The sequence below is a fragment of the Priestia megaterium genome (genome assembly GCF_009497655.1).
GTDB lineage: Bacteria > Bacillota > Bacilli > Bacillales > Bacillaceae_H > Priestia > Priestia zanthoxyli.
In genome coordinates this window covers 2,579,271-2,597,211 of record NZ_CP023317.1, presented here as the reverse complement: position 1 = coordinate 2,597,211, position 17,941 = coordinate 2,579,271, and the positions used below count along the sequence as shown (strand labels likewise).

The window sequence follows — 17,941 nt, the reverse complement described above, 5'->3', positions numbered from 1 at the left end:
GGAATAACGAATGAATATTATTGCAATTGCTTTGAAAGAAATGAAAAGTGATCTGCGAGATAAGCGTGCATTTATCTTTATGATTCTTTTTCCGCTAGCTCTTGTCCTTATTTTAGGAACAGCTTTGTCCCAAGCCTTTAATAACGACATGACGATAGACGATAGCTATGTTCTCTATAAAATCGATACGAGTAATGAACAATCTGCCGCATTTAAGCAGTTTGCTGCACATGCAGAAAAATCGGGCATTCACTTTAAAGCGCTGAAAAAAGATCAAGATGGAAAAAAAGAAGTAAAAGAGCAGCATTATACAGCTTATGTAGAAGTGAAAGACGGAGGCATTAATCTCTACGGAAATGAAGAAAACAGCATTGAATTTAACGTGGTGCAAGGTATGTTAAGTACATTTGTTGATAAGTATAACGTGGCTATGGAAGTGGCCAAAGTAAATCCTCAGCAAGTCGAGAACCTGCTGCGTGCGTCTAAGCATGACTATATTCAAGAAACATCCCTTCATTCTCAAAAACAGCCAAATTCAATAGACTACTACGCTATTTCAATGACAACCATGATTGTTTTGTACGGATCTATCTCAGCGAGTTATTTAATTAGAGGAGAGCGTATGCGAAATACGGCCAATCGATTAGTAGCCGCACCGATTAAAACCGCTGAAATTTTTGTCGGGAAAATTTTAGGCACTGTTTTGGTTCACGCTATTTGTGTATTAGTGGTCATTATGTCGACTAAATATTTTTTTGATGCGAATTGGGGAGATCATTTACTCTTAGTACTCGTAATGTTAGTATCTCAGATTCTTTTTGCCATTAGCTTTGGATTAGGAGTTAGCTACCTTACGAAGACGGAAGCGGCGTCAAGAGCAATTATTATGGTTGTGATTCAAGTGTCGTGTATTGTGGGAGGAACCTATTTTCAAAATGGATCTGGAGAAGGCTTCGTCAATGTATCACCTTTAACCTGGATGAATAATGGACTTATTAAATTGATTTATACAAATGATATCGGCGCTTCTCTTTCAGTTATCGGGTTGAATGTAGGCTTCTCTATTTTATTCTTGGGCACAGCCATTGTGCTTTTGAGAAAAAGAGAGGGGTTATAACATGAAAAATATCATGTGGCTTGTCACAAATATGCTGAGAAATATGCTGCTTAGAAACAAAAGGACGCTTGTACTTGTTATTGGTTTGCCTATTGCAGGTATTTTGATGTCCGTTCTTATTTATGGAAATACAGCAGGGACTTCGGTGAATATCGGAGTTGTCAATCACGACTCAACGGATATCTCAAAAGACACCGTTCAGTTTTTAAAAGGTCTGCATAAAACAAATGTTAAAATGCTCACTGACAAAGAAGTGGATCATGAGATTACGTCAAAGAAAGTTGATGCTGTTATTACTTTTGAAAAAGGGTTTTTTGAAAGCGTCAAAGCGAACAAACCAGATCATATTACGATTACTTCGATAAAAGGAGCAGAAGTAACGAGCTTTATTAAGTCTTATTTGTATCAATATATTGATAATATTTCTGCACTGAATCAAGCTGCTGAAGGCGACGATGCTGCGTTTAAACAAATGTATGAGAATTATCAAAAAGCGCCATTCCACGTCTCTACGCACGCCCTTGAAGACAAAGGAACCGATCAAAATATTGTCAAGCAGACAATTGGGTATTTAATTATGTTTATGCTTTTTTCTGCCGTAAATCTATCGGCTCTTATCACAAAAGAAAAAGAGCAGCGCACGTATTTTAGACTGCTAGCTTCGCCAGTTAGCGCAAGGCAATACGTGATATCTAATGTTATGACAAATATGATTTTATTAACTTTGCAAGTAATGATTACACTTGTTTGTATTACAACTCTTTTTCACGTAGATATGAACATTCCCGTGTGGCAGCTGTTTTTCATTTTAGTTTTGTTTGGTCTAGTAGCCATCGGCTTGTCTCTTGTAATTATCGCTTTTACAGAAAGTTCAAAAGCAGCGAATGGTCTTCAGACGCTTATCATCACGCCAACTTGTTTACTGTCCGGCTGCTTTTTCCCGCCTGAATTTATGCCGGATGTGATGCAGAAAATAGCCGACTTTCTTCCTCAAACGTGGGTATTAAGTACGTTAAAAAGTGTTCAACAAGGAGCTGATTTAAGCAGCCTATGGTTAAATATTAGCATTTTACTAGCTTTTGCACTTGTTTTTTTCCTGCTATCGATTTATAAATTAAATCGAAATAATACTGTTCAAAAGTTTATTTAAATGGTAAAGTCAGAGAATACCTCTGGCTTTTTTTGTAATTTTTAAAAAGTTACAAAAAAAGATTGAAAAATATAAGATGAAATTTTAGAATGAAAGAGGAAAGGGGTATACAAAAAGAGAATAAATAGGGGAGAAAAACGAAGTTCATGTTGGTTTTTTGCACAAATAAATGAAATCGCTTACATAAGTCAGCATGAAAAGACGGAAGGAGAGATTGTCAGCGAGATAACAAAGGGGGAAAAAACAGTGGCAATTTATGAATTACTTGTACCACGCACGGTTTTATATGGAGAAGGATCATTTTCTAAAATTGGAGAACAGGCTGCACTGCTTGGGACAAAGGCATTGCTTATAAGTGATGACGTTATGGCGAAAGCAGGCAATGTAGAAGCTTGCCGTCGTTACTTAGCAGAAGCTGGCATGGACTGTGCCGTGTATACAGGCGTAAATTCAGAGCCAACGGATATTCATCTAGATGAAGCGCTTGCCGTATGCAAAATGGAGCAGTGCGATGTGGTTATTGCTTTAGGGGGAGGCAGCTGTATCGATACTGGGAAAGCGGTTGCCGTGATGATGACTAATGAAGGGCATTTACGAACGTATTTTCAAAATCAACAAGATTTTCAAGGTAGCCCTCTTCCTTTGGTTGCCGTGCCTACGACTGCCGGAACGGGCTCAGAAGTGACGAAAGCGACGGTTATTACAGACACGGCGTACGATGTAAAAATGATGCTCGCAAGGCCTCAATTATTGCCTGATACAGCCATTGTTGATCCGTTATTAACTCTATCATGTCCAAAACACGTAACGGCAGCTACAGGAATTGATGCACTCAGTCATGCGGTCGAAGCGTATTTATCTAAAAAAGCGCATCCTTTTACGGATTCACTTGCGCTTCAAGCAATTGAGTTAATCATGAAAAATATTCGTCTAGTGTACAGAAATGGAGAAAACGTTCAAGCAAGAAACGAAATGGCCTATGCTTCTATGCTTGCGGGGATGGCGTTTTCAAATTCATCCGTTGCGCTAGTGCACGGTATGTCAAGACCTATTGGCGCGTTATTCCATGTGCCGCACGGTATTTCTAACGCGATGCTCCTGCCTGCGGTTTTGGACTATACAAAAGAGGCTTCAATCGATCGTTTAGGTGAAATAGGACAAGCTCTTTTTCCGAACGTATCATATACAAAAAAAGAAGGAGCAGATGTGTTAATTGAAGCCATCAAGCAGCTTTGTATCGACTTAGAGATTCCTAATCTTCAATCGTGGGGCATTGATCGCCAGCTATTTTACGCGGCGGTTGAGAAAATGGCAGCGGATGCGATTCAAAGCGGAAGTCCTGCTAATCATCCGATCGTACCGACGGCAGAAGAAGTTATTCAGCTTTATTACACGTGCTATGAATATGAGTTTGAGTCTGCACTTTATAAAAAATAAGACAAATTGAATAAGGGATGAAAGGGGAAACGTTATGGATTTGCTGATTATTTTGCTGTCTCTGGGGCTTTTGATGCTGGTTGCTTACCGCGGATTTTCAGTTATTTTGTTTGCTCCACTTTGTGCGCTGCTAGCCGTTATTTTAACGGAACCAAGCTATGCACTCCCATTTTTCTCAAACGTTTTTATGGAGAAAATGGTTGGATTTATTAAAAACTACTTCCCTGTCTTTCTATTAGGAGCAGTCTTCGGGAAGATGGTTGAAATGTCTGGAGTCGCTGAATCGATTGCGAAAACAATTGTTAAAGTCGTGGGGGCTAAACGTGCGATCTTGGCGATTGTTTTAATGGGAGCAATCTTAACCTACAGCGGCGTAAGTTTATTCGTTGTTGCGTTTGCAGTTTATCCGTTTGCGGCTAACTTATTCCGCGAAGCGAATATTCCAAAACGATTAGTACCGGGAACGATTGCATTAGGAGCTATTTCGTTTACCATGGATGCACTTCCGGGTACACCGCAAATTCAAAATGTTATTCCAACGACTTTTTTTAAAACAGACATCTATGCTGCTCCGACACTGGGGATTATCGGATCAGTTATTGTTTTTAGCTTAGGTCTTTGGTATTTAGAAAGCCGAAGTAAAAAAGCAAGAAAAGCTGGAGAAGGCTACTACGGATTTAATAATGAACTAGCAGCTGCTGCAGAGCTAGAAAAAGAGTCTGTACCTTCTACAGAACCTAAATATGAACCTAGCGTAGCAAGACAGATTTTAGCGTTTGTTCCGCTCGTGCTTGTAGGGGTTGCAAACAAATTTTTTACTGTTTCTATTCCAAAGTGGTACCCAGACGGTTTTGATTTTGCCAAAATTGGCCTTGAAGCGTTCGGAAAAGTAGATTTAACCGCAGTTGTTGGTATTTGGTCAGTGGAGTTAGCACTTGTTATTGGAATTATTACGACGATTGCGTATGACTGGAAGAGAGTGACCACCGGTTTCCAAGCGGGTCTTAACGCAAGTATTGGCGGAGCGCTTCTCGCTGCGATGAACACGGGAGCTGAGTATGGCTTTGGAGGCGTTATTTCATCTCTTCCTGGCTTTGCAACCGTTCGCGATGGTATTTCACATACCTTTACAAATCCGCTTGTCAATGGAGCCGTTACGACAAACATTTTAGCCGGTATTACAGGATCCGCTTCTGGAGGTATGGGAATTGCGCTTAGTGCGATGGGAGATAAGTATGTAGAAGCTATTAATCAATACAATATTCCTCCTGAAGTTATGCACAGAGTTGTAGCGATGGCATCAGGCGGTATGGATACGCTTCCTCATAACGGAGCCGTTATTACCCTGCTTGCTATTACCGGGTTAACCCACAAGCAGTCTTACCGAGATATTTTTGCCATCACTGTTATAAAAACGCTTGCATGTTTCTTAATCATTGGAATCTACAGCTTAACTGGACTCGTATAACAAATAAAGAGGCTGAGTGTAGTTGAAGAAAGATCCGAACGATAAATCGTTCGGATTTTTTTATTGTTGCAGTGATTTTGTATATCGAGCCTTTTGCTCTAAAACAGATTCTTTGACTTTCTAAACTGTAAGTATTATGATTACACTACTTTCTAGAATACTATATGCCGTTACATTAATTCTTAGCATGTTTATGAAGAAAGGAGAATGACTGTGAAGCTATTTGAAGGAAATTTAAAAGTAGGCGACTGGGTCAAAGGAAAGTCTCGCGACGGTGAACTTATATACGGATATATAAAAACGATTAATCCATCTAAAAAAGCCGCACTAATCAATGTAGTGAAAAGTGATGATGAAAAAATGGTCGGCACAACCATTGGCATGATGGATGAAAAAATAGAGAAGCTGCCCCTTCAAAAAACGGCGCACGAAGAGCAGATTCTTTCATTGATTGATCTTGCGCTGCTAACAAAAGACGAAGCTTGGTTTATTGAATTAACAGCTGAATTAAAAAGAGTACAAGATAAAAAGCAAGGCTGACATTCCTAGTAAAGGAATGAAGGCCCTGCTTTTTTTATTATTCCTAGGGGAAAAGCAGGAATGGAAAGCAGCTTGCGAGAAGAAGTAAATGACGACATTAAAAGAAAAGGTGATAAAAGATGAGTAAACGTATCTTGATTTTAACAGGAGATGCCGTGGAGGCTTTAGAAGTTTTTTATCCGTATTATCGCTGTTTAGAAGAAGATATTCAGTGTACCATTGCCTCTCCCGTGAAAAAGAAGCTCCAAACGGTTGTTCATGATTTTCTTCCAGAAATGGAAACATTCACAGAAAAAACGGGATATAAAATTGATTCTCATGCTTCTGTAGATGAAGTGGATCCCGCTGATTTTGACGGACTTATTATCCCTGGAGGACGAGCGCCTGAATATATTCGAATGAACACAAAAGTTCAGGAAATTGCCGCTCATTTTTTAAAAGAAAACAAACCTTTAGGCGTTATTTGTCATGGTCAGCTCGTGTTAACGACGGTTAGAGAGTATCTGCAAGACAGAGAAGTGACAGCGTATCCTGCTTGCCGTCCGGAAGTAGAAGCGGCGGGTGCTATATTTGTTGAACAGACGCTCCACGTAGACAGAAACTTAGTAACCGGACAAGCTTGGCCGGATTTACCTAAATTTATGAAAGAGTTTTTTAACGTGCTAAAAAAAGCTGAAAAAGTGAACGCATAATCAAAAAAGCGGGCTGAGAGAAAACCATTCTTTCAGCTCTTTTAATTGATGATAGGTGAGGTGTAAACAACGTGCAGCTAGTGTCTGAACTGTCGAAGAAAATTATAAAAGAAGTACAGCTGGTGATGAAAGAACATGTAATTGTAACGGATACACGCGGAATTATTATTGCGTCTACAGAAGAAAAGCGGGTTGGTTTTTTTCATGAAGGCGCGTGGAACGTGATGCAAAAAAAGCAAAAACTATATATTTCCAAAAAAGAAGCAGCAGATTTAAAAGGAGTTAAGCCAGGAATTAATTTGCCTATCAGTTATCAAGGAGACATTATTGGCGTTATTGGCATTACAGGTACCCCAGAAGCTGTTGAGCCTTTTGCAGATATTATTCGAAGATTAACAGAGTTAATTATTCGCGAAGCATACTACATAGAAACAAAGGAATGGGAAAATAAAGGAGTAGAAGCTTTTTTTCGTGAATGGATTTATAGCCAGCAGGTAGATGCAGAATTTATTGAACGAGGTCATATTTTAGGAGTACAAGTAGACAGTCCTTATTGCTGCACGCTGTTTCAAATTGACTCATCTCTTTCGAAAAAGAAGCAGCAGCAGGTACAAGAAACAATTCGCTACTGGTTTGAAAGTCATAAAGGTGAAGGAGATTATATCGCAAATTGGGGATACGATCGCTTGCTTTTACTGAAAGAAGCTGTAGATGAAAAGGCAAGACAAGGATTTAAAGAAGAACTAAAAAAATGTCAGCAGTACATTCAAGCAAATAATCAAGTTATGATTACTATTGGCGTAGGGAAGCCAGCGGAGCAATTTGATTTGCATGCTTCATATGAAGAAGCAAAAAAAGCGCTTAAAGTAGCTTCAAAACGTCAAGCCGTTGTTTTTTATGAGGAACTGCTGATGGACATGATTTTAGAAGACGTTTCTGAACCTGTAAAAAAGGAATTCTTAAGTCGAGTGCTTTCCGCTCTTTTAAAAGAAAAAGAGCTTCTCGAAACGCTGAAATGCTATTTAGCCAATGATCAATCGTTAAAAAAAACGGCGTTTGATTTACATATTCATATCAATACGCTTCATTACCGCTTGAAGCAAATGAAAGAACTAACAGACATTGATCCTAAAAGTGTAAAGGGTCTCACGCTTTTTTACCTTGCGCTGTCTCTACTAGAATAAGTGCGCTATTCATTAGATAAACATACAAAAAATGAGTTTTTAAAGCGCTTTTTTTTAGTTTTTTATCTATAGTCCCTCGTGGCTTCTGCAACTATAATAAGATTAAGAGATATATAAGGAGGAACGTTATGCTTAATGAACGAACAAAAGCAAAGCTCATTGAAGTTGTAGGATCGGCCAACTTTCAAGATAGCAGTGAAGCAAGACTCGTATATTCTTATGACGCAACCCCTAACTTTCAGTCGCTTCCTGATGCAGTTATTATGCCTGAAAACAAAGATCAAGTGAAAAGAATTTTAACGATATGCAACGAAGATCACGTTCCTATTGTGCCAAGAGGCTCAGGCACAAATCTAAGCGCAGGAACGTGTCCAACGCAAGGCGGAATTGTTCTTACCTTTAACCGAATGAATAAAATTTTGGAAATTGATGAAGAAAATTTAACCGCTACCGTGCAGCCGGGTGTTATTACGTTAGACTTAATTAATGCCGTAGAGGCAAAAGGTTTATTTTATCCTCCTGATCCAAGCTCTATGAAAATATCAACCATTGGAGGAAACATCAATGAATGCTCAGGAGGATTACGAGGCTTAAAATACGGAGTAACAAAAGATTACGTTCTTGGTCTTGAAGTAATTCTTGCAAACGGCGATTGTATTAAGACAGGAGGCAAGCTGGCTAAAGATGTAGCTGGCTACGATTTAACGAACTTGTTTGTCGGGTCTGAGGGAACGCTTGGCGTCGTGACAGAAGCCATTTTAAAGCTCATTCCAATACCTGAAACAAAACAAACTCTGCTTGCGCTGTTTGAAGACATGGACGCAGCTGCTAAGACGGTTTCAGCAATTATCGCCAATAAGATTATTCCGGCTACGCTTGAATTTTTAGATCAGCCGACGTGTGAAGTAGTAGAAGATTTTGCCCAAGTTGGGCTTCCAACTGATGTAAACGCTGTCTTATTGATTGAACAAGATGGCCCGCCAGAAGTGGTGAAGCGCGATATTGAAATGATTTCACGCATCTGCAGTGAAGGAAAGGCTGTATCGGTGAAAGTAGCGGCTTCGCAAGCAGAAGCAGAAGCGTTAAGTACAGCAAGAAGATCAGCTCTTTCTGCTTTAGCACGAATGAAGCCAACGACGATTTTAGAAGACGCAACCGTCCCGCGGTCTAAAATTAGTGAAATGGTCAAAGCGATTAATGAAATTGCTGTAAAATACAACGTTAAAATCTGTACGTTTGGTCATGCAGGAGACGGAAATCTGCATCCGACTTGTTTAACAGATGCGCGTGACGAAGAGGAGCTTCACCGAGTCGAACAAGCTTTTGAAGCGATTTTTCATAAAGCCATTGAGCTTGGAGGGACGATTACAGGTGAACACGGAGTCGGAGAAATGAAAGCACCGTATTTAGCATTGAAGATGGGCGGAGAAGGAGTAGCTGCGATGAAAGCAATTAAGTATGCTTTGGACCCGCAAGGAATTATGAATCCAGGGAAAATTTTTGCTAAAGACACGAGAAAAAGAGTGGTGGTTCGTTCATGACGGCAACAAAAGACATTCAGCAAGCGTTTAAAGAACGGTTAGATTATGACGAGTTAATGAATTGTATGAGATGCGGTTTTTGTTTGCCGAGCTGTCCGACGTATGGCCAAACCAATCAATATGAAGCAGCGTCACCGCGCGGAAGAATTGCTTTGATGAAAGGAGTTGTAGATGGGCTTATTGAACCGGATGAATCCGTTGAAAAACAATTGAACCTTTGCCTTGGCTGCCGAGCGTGTGAGCCTGTTTGTCCTTCGGGTGTGAAGTACGGACACTTATTAGAAGAAGCGCGTGATATTATTCAGCAGAAAAAACGACATAAATGGCCGGTAAAAGCGCTCAGGCATATGGTGTTTGAACAGCTTTTTCCGCATAAAGAACGATTAAAAAATGTACATTCTCTGCTTGCTTTCTATCAAAGAAGCGGCTTGCAAAAAGCTGTTCAAAAAACAAATATATTAAACGTCCTGCCCGGTAATTTAGCACAAATGGAAAAAACGCTTCCGCCTGTGCCAACAAAAAAAGAAATGAAGAAACGTCCTTTTTTATTTGAAGCAGAAGGAACAAGAGAGCGTACGGTTGCTTTTTTTACAGGGTGTTTAATGGACACGATGTTTATGGAAACAAACAACGCGACGATTGCACTTTTACAAAAAGCGGGGTGTAAGGTCGTTATACCAGAAGTGCAGACGTGCTGTGGCGCCCTGCATGCGCACGGCGGAGAAAAAGATCAGGCAAAAAAGTTAGCAAAACAAAATATTATGGCGTTTGAATCCATTCAAGCGGATGATATTGTTCTTAATGCAGGCGGCTGCGGTGCGCTGTTGGTGGAATACGATCATCTATTAAAAGATGAGCCGGAATGGAAAGAAAGAGCAGCGGTCTTTTCTGCAAAAGTCAAAGATTTTTCAGAGATTTTATTGCAGCAGCAGTTTGTGGAAAAACAAAAGTTATCGCTTCCAAGTCAAATTATTACGTATCAAGACTCGTGTCATTTAAGAAACGTGATGAAAACGTCCAGCGCACCGAGAAAACTGATCCAAGCAATTAACGGCACGGTGTTTAATGAAATGGAAAATGCGGATCATTGCTGCGGCTCAGCTGGTATTTATAACTTAACGGAACAAGAGATGTCTATGCAAATTTTAGATTATAAAATGGAAAAAGTGAAAGAAGCCCATGCCCATACAATTGTAACAGCAAACCCGGGCTGTCTCATTCAAATGAAGCTAGGCGTAGTCAGAGAAGGAGTAGAAGAAAGTGTAAGGGCCGTTCATCTTGCAGATTTACTTCTTGAAGCAGTAGAAAGCAAATAAAAAGGCCGGACGTGTCCGGCCTTTTTATTATTTGAACAGCTGAGAAACAATTTCGTACGAACGAAGGCGAGCTTTGTGATCGTAAATTTGAGCGTTAATCATCAGTTCATCTGCTTCTGTTTCTTCAATAAACTGTTCAAGCTTGACTTTAATCGTCTCAGGACTTCCGACAATAGAAGAGCCCAGCTGCTGTTGAAGAGAAGCTTTTTCAAAGTCAGTCCATAGTTCATCCATATTATCCACGGGAGCTTTTAGTTTACCCGGTGTGTTTCGAATTAAATTTAGAAACTGCTGTTGCATAGAAGTAGCCAAGCGTTCAGCTTCTCTATCTGTATCAGCAGCGATTACGTTTACACCTAACATTGCATATGGTTTCTCTAACACGTCGGACGGCTTAAAATAACGACGGTACATGTTAAGAGCTGTCATTGTATTATTAGGCGAAAAGTGACTTGCAAATGAAAATGGCAAGCCTAGCTGTGCAGAAAGCTGTGCGCTAAAACCGCTTGAGCCAAGGAGCCAAATCGGAATATTTAAACCTTGACCGGGAACAGCTTTAACACGCATCTGACTTTCTGAAGCAGGTTTAAAGTATTCTTGCAGTTCGGCCAGCTGTTCTGGGAAGTCACTGCCGTCGCTTCTGCGGTCGCGTCGCAGCGCCTGCGCTGTCAGCTGATCTGTCCCTGGCGCTCTTCCTAAGCCTAAATCAATACGTCCTGGAAATAGTGATTCAAGCGTACCAAAATGCTCAGCAATAACAAGCGGAGAATGGTTAGGAAGCATAATGCCGCCAGAGCCTACGCGAATGCGTGACGTGCCTCCGGCGACATGACCAATTACAACAGATGTAGCGGAGCTTGCGATACCTGTCATATTATGATGTTCAGCTAGCCAATAGCGGTTATACCCCCATTTTTCAGCGTGCTGAGCTAAATCTAATGTATTTCTAAGTGAGTCAGATACAGTTCCTCCTTCAACTACAGGAGAAAGATCTAACACGGAAATCGGAATATCTTTTAATGCTTTACTCATCAATTTCATCTTCTTTCTTTAAAGACTTCATAGGCCTTGTTATTTCAATGGAATACAAGTATTTTAACAAGAATCTTTCGAGTTCCAAAATATTTTGCTTCGGTTGTTTTTTTAATTCCTTACTCTTTTATTACACAAGCTCCTAAAACGCAAAAAGCTTGTACGGTATAAGGCAGAAGCCGCCTCTTTCTATAAAAGACTGTCATATTTTATAGAAGAAGGGAGGATGAATATGGTTACTTTAAATGAACTAAAAAGCAAGCAGTACGATATGATATACAGTTTAGGCTATAACTGTTTTCCAGGGATATATATGAAAAAATATTCTTTGCGAAAACAAGCCGGGGTGATTGATTGGTGTATTAGCATTTCTCTTTCTCATGTCAATCAGCTGTTGAAAAATCGCTGTAAAGACTTATTTGTATATGAACACTTAACCTATATCAGTTCTTTCGGAGATGGTTCCACGCTTAGACTGCGTGATAAGGTGTATCAAATTGATTCTGCTCATGATTTTCCGTCGTCTATTAATACGGAGACTAACTGGCTTTCATATAATGAAGTCAAAGAAAAATATGAACGGAGAACGGAGCGATTTTTAACGTCAATGGAGACCAGTTCTTGTATATTGTTTATTCGTATGGGCGGAACGTATGAAGAAGCGAAAGAATTAGAGCATGTTTTAAAGGGAATGGTCAAAAACGATTTCTATATACTGCTGCTGACAAACAGTGAAAAAGAACTTTTATCCGAAGCTAACTGGGACTTGCCTTATACATGTGTTTTACATGCACCTATTTTTTCAATGGACGTGCTGCGCGATGATAAAGTATGGGAAGAGCTCTTAAGCGGGCTTGTTATAAAATAAAAAAACACTTTTTGTATAATACGGGAATGAAAAAGCTCGTTTTTTTCATAGACTTTGTTATATCTGTGTATCAAAGGAGATGAAAAGATGGAGTCCAATGTGCGGAAGGCGATAAAAGAAATTGTATGGCTGCTGCTAGAACAAGATCAGCGCTGGAATGAGTATCTAGTACAGCTGGAGGATTTGAAAATACAAGTGGATTTGAATAGTTCCGCATATGAAGTCCTGAGAAAGATGACGGGTAATTACGAAGTGCTGCTTGAACATATGGATCTCATTCAGCAGTTTGAAAATCATTCTAAAAGTGAAACGGCGCTGAATGACTTAGTTACTATCGTTATGAAGCATTACTCATTAAAAAATTCATAAGCCTGCTTTGTGCAGGTTTATGGAGTTTAAGCTCTCAATGGAATTCGGTAGAGATAATCGTTTATAATAAGTACATATGGTGATGAAAGGGTGATCGATATGGAAGAGAAACAAGAAATTGTACCCGTTCGTACAGAGGAAACAGCCAAATATTATTCGGAAGAAAAATTTTGGGACAAGCTTAAAAAGTTTGGCAAAAAAGCGGGAGCAAACGTTGTTTATGCCGTACTGCTTTTATACTACACGCTGCAAAAGCCTGATATTCCTCCAAAAGCAAAAGCAGTGATTATAGGAGCGTTAGGTTATTTTATTCTTCCTTTAGATTTAATTCCGGACTTTGCAGCAGGAGTTGGATTTACAGATGATTTAGGAGCTCTGGGGCTTGCATTGATTCAAGTTGCCATGTACATTGATGAAGATGTTAAACTGAAAGCAAAAGAAAAAATCAAAACGTGGTTTTCAGAAGAACACAATTTTTCCATTATTGATGCTAAAATAAAGTAACATTATGATCTACATGTAATTATTAAATAAAGTAAGCAAAAGAAGGTGATAGATGAATCATCTTCTTTTTAACCGATAATATATAGGTCTTTATGACTATTTTAATCCGTTTTATGTAAAAAAAACAGGATTAAAATATTTTTTTCACTAAAAGTTTAAGCAATGTAATTGAATAATTCCCCTACAAATGTTAAGTTAAAACATGTTCATAAATTCGTCACAGAAAGCAATATACAAATAAGTAAGATAGTTTGTAAAAACTTTGTGAAATTATGGAACTTTTTAACTGAGAGTTTCAAACTCTTAGAGATTCTTCCTCATCAATCAGAAGTAGCTTTCTTTCGTCACAAGATTAAGCATCTTTCATTTGAAGGTGTTTTTTTTCAGCCTAAGTAAGCCAACAACATGATTGTATGACAAGTTTTTGCTAAGGTTGTAGAGTTACTGTATTGTATGACAAGTTTTGTGTGATTTGATTTAACTAAATGAACAGCTTCGAAGTAAATAAATGATTGTAGAAAAACAAAGTCCATGCGTTTTCATGAACCATTATACGTTACTTCATATTTGTAGAGATGTTTAGCAAAAAGGGAGATGAATGGCCTGACGTAAACAATATCCATAGACAAGCCTTAGAAGATAATTATCTTTCTAAGAAAGCAAATTTATATGATTGATTCTAATCTAAACAATGGAGTGTTCAAAAATGGAAATTAGTCAAATCTTTATTATTTTAACCCCAATCTTTTTCGTTATTTTGCTAGGTTATTTAGCAGGGTATTTTAAAAAGTTTGATGCAACAACATCTAAAGGGTTAAATACGCTTGTAACAAAATTTGCGTTACCTGCACATTTATTCGTTGGTATTACAACAACATCAAAACAAACGCTTATTGAAAAATGGCCGTTTTTATTAGCATTAGTTCTTGGTATTATTGGATTTTATGTTCTTTTCTTACTCGTTGCAAAATATGTATTCAAATACTCACTAACAGGCGCGTCTATGTTCTCTTTAAACTCTACGCAGCCAACGTTTGCGTTTATGGGTATTCCCGTTTTAGGTAGCTTGTTTGGCGCGGATGTAGTAGCAATTCCAATCGCTATTACGGGTATCGTAGTAAATGCGATGCTTGATCCTTTAGCAACTATTATTGGTACGGTTGGACAGCGCGAAAGAAGTGAAGGGGATTCTGAAGAAAGCTTATTTAAAGTAACGATTAAATCAATCTTACACGGTCTTTCTGAACCGTTAGCGTGTGTTCCATTAATCGCAGTAGTATTAGTACTATGTGGGTTCCAATCTCCAGATTTATTGTCAAGCAGTTTAAATCAAATTGGCTCAATTACGTCAGGTGCAGCGCTATTCGCAGTTGGGGTAACAATTGGTATTCGTAAAATTCAATTTAGCCCATCAGCATTTGGTATTGCGATTTTAAAAGTGGCTATTCAGCCGCTTGTAATGTTAGGAATTGCAACAGCAATGGGTCTATCATCAGCTGACATCGTAAAATTAGTGTTATTAGTAGCGTTCCCAGGTTCAGCTGTAGCAGCGATGATTTCAGTGCGCTTTGATAGCCTAGCTGGTGAAACAGCTTCAGCATTCGTACTTAGTGCCATTATGTCACTTGTTACATTACCGCTATTAATTTCTTGGTTAATGTAGTCAAATATATCAATATAAAATAAAAAAGGCTTTGCTATTTTAGCAAAGCCTTTTTTGTGCATCTATACTTAAAAAAGCTTTAAAAATTCTTGAGCGATTTTGGGGAGATAACTATCGGTACGCCACGTAACTAAAGGCTCAATTACAAATGGATTATCTTCTATGCTTAAAATTTTAATATGTTCTAGTGAAAAAGAAGATAGCATCGAATAAGGAACAATAGCAGCACCAAGGCCACGACATACTAAATTAAGAAGCATCGCTGAGTCATGGCATTCGCATAAAATGGTAGGTGTTATATCCATCTTTTTAAATTCCTTTATAATGCGATTGTATATGCTTATTTCCCGATTTGAACGAAGAAGAATAAGAGGGAGAGAAGCGATTTCAGCGACTGAAATCTTTTCTGTTGCATAACTACTTTCTTTGGGAACTGCTACAACAAAGACATCTGGTGCAAGTGTTTTTGTTTTTACCTGTTGACAAGGTAAGTCTGTAGTGGTGACTGCTACATCAATCTTTCCATCCGTCAACAACTCGTTTAAATGAGCTGGTTCGTTTTCATAGATATTAAAAGTACTGTTTGGATACTGTTTTTGAATAAGAGCTAGCTTATCGAGAACCGTTGATGCACAGTAGATTGTACATCCGACTTCAAGCTTTTCATTTGTTACGTTTTTACATTCCTGTACTTCCAATACTGATTTTTCGACCCTTTGCACAATTTCTTTCGCTCGTTTTAAAAAAAGCTCTCCTTCTGCCGTTAACAATAAGCGCTTGTTATTGTTTCGTTCAAAAAGCAAAAGGCCCAGCTCATTTTCGAGCTGCTTTAGCTGTCTGCTTAAAGGAGGCTGAGCCATGTGCAGACGCTTGGCTGCTTTAGTTACATTTAATTCTTCAGCTATGACAATAAAATAATGCAGCTGTCTTAATTCCACTATATTCAACTCCATACTTTAAAGGTATTATTATATACTTTATCAATATTTTAATTGTATGGAAAATAAGTGTAAAGTTAAATGTGTAACCAAAGCAGAGAGGAGGAAAAGAAATGAAAATAGCTGTAGGAATAACAGGAGCCACAGGAGCTATTCTAGGTATTCGAATTTTAGAGCTTTTGAAGAAGGCTTCTGTTGAAACGCATTTAGTCATGTCGTCTTGGGCTCATGCCACAATTAAGCTGGAAACACCGTATAGCGTTAGGCAAGTAGAAGCGCTAGCAGATTATTGTTATTCATATCAAGACCAAGCAGCAAAAATTTCGAGCGGTTCATTTCGTATAGACGGAATGATTGTAAGTCCTTGCAGCATGAAAACATTAGCATCTATTCGAATGGGACTAGCAGATAACTTAATAGCAAGAACGGCAGATGTGATGTTAAAAGAAAGAAAGCCACTGGTGCTACTTCCTCGCGAAACGCCTTTGAATACGATTCATTTAGAAAACATGCTGGATCTCTCAAAAATGGGAGCTATCCTCGTGCCTCCTATGCCAGCTTTTTATAACAAACCTGAGACAATTGATGATATTGTCACGCATATTGCTGTTCGAACGTTAGATCAATTAGGAATTGAGCTTCCTGAGGCAAAAAGATGGAATGGAATTAAACATTTATCACAAGGAGGAAAATAAACATGGCTTATAAAGACTTTAGAGATTTCCTTGATACGCTACATAAAGAAGGGCAGCTGCTGACGATTACAGATGAAGTGCAGCCAGATCCGGATTTAGGTTCAGCAGGTCAAGCCATCAGTAATTTAGGAGATCAAACGCCGGGATTATTATTTACAAATATTTATGGATATAACAACGCAAAGGTAGCTCTAAACGTAATGGGTTCCTGGTCAAATCACGCGTTAATGATGGGACTGCCTAAATCAACTCCTGTAAAAGAACAGTTCTTTGAATTTGCTCGGAGATATGAAAAATTTCCTGTTAAAGTGAAAAGAGAAGAAACAGCGCCATTTCATGAGTGTGAAATTAAAGATGATATTAACTTATTCGACCTTTTGCCATTGTTCCGCTTGAATCAAGGAGACGGAGGCTATTATCTAGATAAAGCGTGCGTTATTTCTCGTGATCAGCATGATAAGGCGCATTTCGGCAAACAAAACGTAGGTATATATCGTATGCAGGTCAAAGGGAAAGACCGTCTAGGCATTCAGCCCGTGCCACAGCATGATATTGCCATTCACTTGAAACAAGCCGAAGAAAAAGGTGAAAACCTCCCTGTATCAATTGCTTTAGGATGTGAACCCGCGATTGTCACAGCAGCTGCTACGCCGCTTCATTACGATCAATCAGAGTATGAAATGGCAGGAGCTATTCAAGGTGAGCCGTACAGAATTGTGAAGTCTCAGCTTTCTGATTTAGATGTACCTTGGGGAGCAGAAGTGATTTTAGAGGGAGAAATCTTAGCTGGTGAACGTGAGTATGAGGGTCCTTTTGGTGAATTTACAGGTCATTACTCCGGTGGCAGAAGCATGCCTGTTATCAAAATCAATCGCGTATACCATCGCAAAGATCCTATTTTTGAAAGTCTATATATCGGTATGCCTTGGACAGAAACAGATTATTTAATTGGAATCAATACAAGCGTTCCTTTATATCAGCAGCTAAAAGAAGCATATCCTGAAGAGATTGAAGCGGTGAACGCGATGTATACTCATGGTCTTGTTGCTATCATTTCAACGAAAAGCCGATACGGAGGATTTGCTAAGGCGGTTGGTATGAGGGCATTGACTACGCCGCATGGATTAGGATATTGCAAGCTAGTTATTTTAGTAGACGAAGATGTGGATCCGTTTAATTTACCGCAAGTCATGTGGGCGCTATCGACAAAAATGCACCCAAAACATGATGTTATAACAGTGCCTAATCTCTCAGTTCTGCCACTTGATCCAGGATCTGATCCGGCTGGTATTACAGATAAAATGATTTTGGATGCTACAACACCGGTTGCACCAGAAACAAGAGGCCACTACTCGCAGCCTTTAGATACACCACTTGAAACTGAAAAATGGGAAAAAATCTTAACGAATATGATGCAAAAATAAACA

Annotated in this window: 17 protein-coding genes; 15 read left to right on the top strand and 2 right to left on the bottom strand. The window is 38.9% G+C overall.

Annotated elements, in window-relative coordinates:
* Positions 1-10 precede the first annotated feature (10 nt).
* The 9 genes from CEQ83_RS13045 to CEQ83_RS13005 all read left to right on the top strand — a co-directional run bounded on the left by CEQ83_RS13045 (position 11) and on the right by CEQ83_RS13005 (position 10,445).
* Complete coding sequence (locus CEQ83_RS13045) at positions 11-1,117, top strand: ABC transporter permease (RefSeq protein ID WP_098999406.1); 1,107 nt, start codon at positions 11-13, stop codon at positions 1,115-1,117.
* A 1-nt stretch (position 1,118) separates the two neighbouring features.
* Positions 1,119-2,267: an ABC transporter permease gene (locus CEQ83_RS13040; RefSeq protein ID WP_098999405.1), complete on the top strand. Its 1,149-nt coding sequence runs from the start codon at positions 1,119-1,121 to the stop codon at positions 2,265-2,267.
* Positions 2,268-2,513: 246 nt separating this feature from the next.
* Entirely contained in the window at positions 2,514-3,704 is a 1,191-nt protein-coding gene (locus CEQ83_RS13035) for an iron-containing alcohol dehydrogenase (RefSeq protein WP_034327713.1), read from the top strand.
* A gap of 34 nt (positions 3,705-3,738) precedes the next feature.
* The gene (locus tag CEQ83_RS13030) at positions 3,739-5,172 is read left to right on the top strand and encodes a GntP family permease (protein WP_013083445.1); all 1,434 of its coding nucleotides are present in this window, start codon (positions 3,739-3,741) and stop codon (positions 5,170-5,172) included.
* A 213-nt stretch (positions 5,173-5,385) separates the two neighbouring features.
* Entirely contained in the window at positions 5,386-5,712 is a 327-nt protein-coding gene (locus tag CEQ83_RS13025; RefSeq protein ID WP_028413094.1) for an IDEAL domain-containing protein, read from the top strand.
* A gap of 119 nt (positions 5,713-5,831) precedes the next feature.
* Positions 5,832-6,404, top strand: coding sequence for a DJ-1/PfpI family protein (locus CEQ83_RS13020; protein WP_028413095.1), 573 nt, complete (start codon positions 5,832-5,834; stop codon positions 6,402-6,404).
* 71 nt (positions 6,405-6,475) lie between these two features.
* Positions 6,476-7,588 carry a CdaR family transcriptional regulator gene (locus CEQ83_RS13015; RefSeq protein WP_098113060.1) on the top strand — a complete coding sequence of 371 codons (1,113 nt, stop codon included), beginning with the start codon at positions 6,476-6,478 and terminating at the stop codon, positions 7,586-7,588.
* Between the two features lie 128 nt (positions 7,589-7,716).
* Entirely contained in the window at positions 7,717-9,129 is a 1,413-nt protein-coding gene (gene glcD / locus CEQ83_RS13010; RefSeq protein WP_028413097.1) for a glycolate oxidase subunit GlcD, read from the top strand.
* Positions 9,126-10,445: a (Fe-S)-binding protein gene (locus tag CEQ83_RS13005; RefSeq protein WP_028413098.1), complete on the top strand. Its 1,320-nt coding sequence runs from the start codon at positions 9,126-9,128 to the stop codon at positions 10,443-10,445. The genes glcD and CEQ83_RS13005 overlap by 4 nt, the downstream gene beginning before the upstream one ends.
* A 27-nt stretch (positions 10,446-10,472) precedes the next feature.
* Here CEQ83_RS13005 and CEQ83_RS13000 read toward each other — a convergent pair whose 3' ends face one another.
* On the bottom strand, positions 10,473-11,477 hold the full coding sequence (locus tag CEQ83_RS13000) for an LLM class flavin-dependent oxidoreductase (RefSeq protein ID WP_028413099.1): 1,005 nt from the start codon (positions 11,475-11,477) through the stop codon (positions 10,473-10,475).
* Between the two features lie 232 nt (positions 11,478-11,709).
* Between CEQ83_RS13000 and CEQ83_RS12995 the strand changes: the two genes are divergently transcribed.
* From CEQ83_RS12995 to CEQ83_RS12980, 4 genes are all read left to right on the top strand, one after another.
* Entirely contained in the window at positions 11,710-12,345 is a 636-nt protein-coding gene (locus CEQ83_RS12995; protein ID WP_033579187.1) for a DUF1796 family putative cysteine peptidase, read from the top strand.
* Positions 12,346-12,432: 87 nt separating this feature from the next.
* Positions 12,433-12,714, top strand: coding sequence for a hypothetical protein (locus CEQ83_RS12990; RefSeq protein WP_013083437.1), 282 nt, complete (start codon positions 12,433-12,435; stop codon positions 12,712-12,714).
* 99 nt (positions 12,715-12,813) lie between these two features.
* Positions 12,814-13,218, top strand: a complete 405-nt coding sequence (locus tag CEQ83_RS12985; protein WP_028413100.1) for a YkvA family protein — start codon at positions 12,814-12,816, stop codon at positions 13,216-13,218.
* Between the two features lie 706 nt (positions 13,219-13,924).
* Positions 13,925-14,881 carry an AEC family transporter gene (locus CEQ83_RS12980; protein WP_025751675.1) on the top strand — a complete coding sequence of 319 codons (957 nt, stop codon included), beginning with the start codon at positions 13,925-13,927 and terminating at the stop codon, positions 14,879-14,881.
* Positions 14,882-14,949: 68 nt separating this feature from the next.
* Here CEQ83_RS12980 and CEQ83_RS12975 read toward each other — a convergent pair whose 3' ends face one another.
* Positions 14,950-15,819 carry a LysR family transcriptional regulator gene (locus CEQ83_RS12975; RefSeq protein WP_098999403.1) on the bottom strand — a complete coding sequence of 290 codons (870 nt, stop codon included), beginning with the start codon at positions 15,817-15,819 and terminating at the stop codon, positions 14,950-14,952.
* Positions 15,820-15,932: 113 nt separating this feature from the next.
* Here CEQ83_RS12975 and CEQ83_RS12970 point away from each other — a divergent pair, with 113 nt between their 5' ends.
* The gene (locus CEQ83_RS12970; protein ID WP_028413102.1) at positions 15,933-16,514 is read left to right on the top strand and encodes a non-oxidative hydroxyarylic acid decarboxylases subunit B; all 582 of its coding nucleotides are present in this window, start codon (positions 15,933-15,935) and stop codon (positions 16,512-16,514) included.
* Positions 16,515-16,516: 2 nt separating this feature from the next.
* Positions 16,517-17,938, top strand: a complete 1,422-nt coding sequence (locus tag CEQ83_RS12965) for a non-oxidative hydroxyarylic acid decarboxylases subunit C (protein WP_028413103.1) — start codon at positions 16,517-16,519, stop codon at positions 17,936-17,938.
* Positions 17,939-17,941 lie beyond the last annotated feature (3 nt).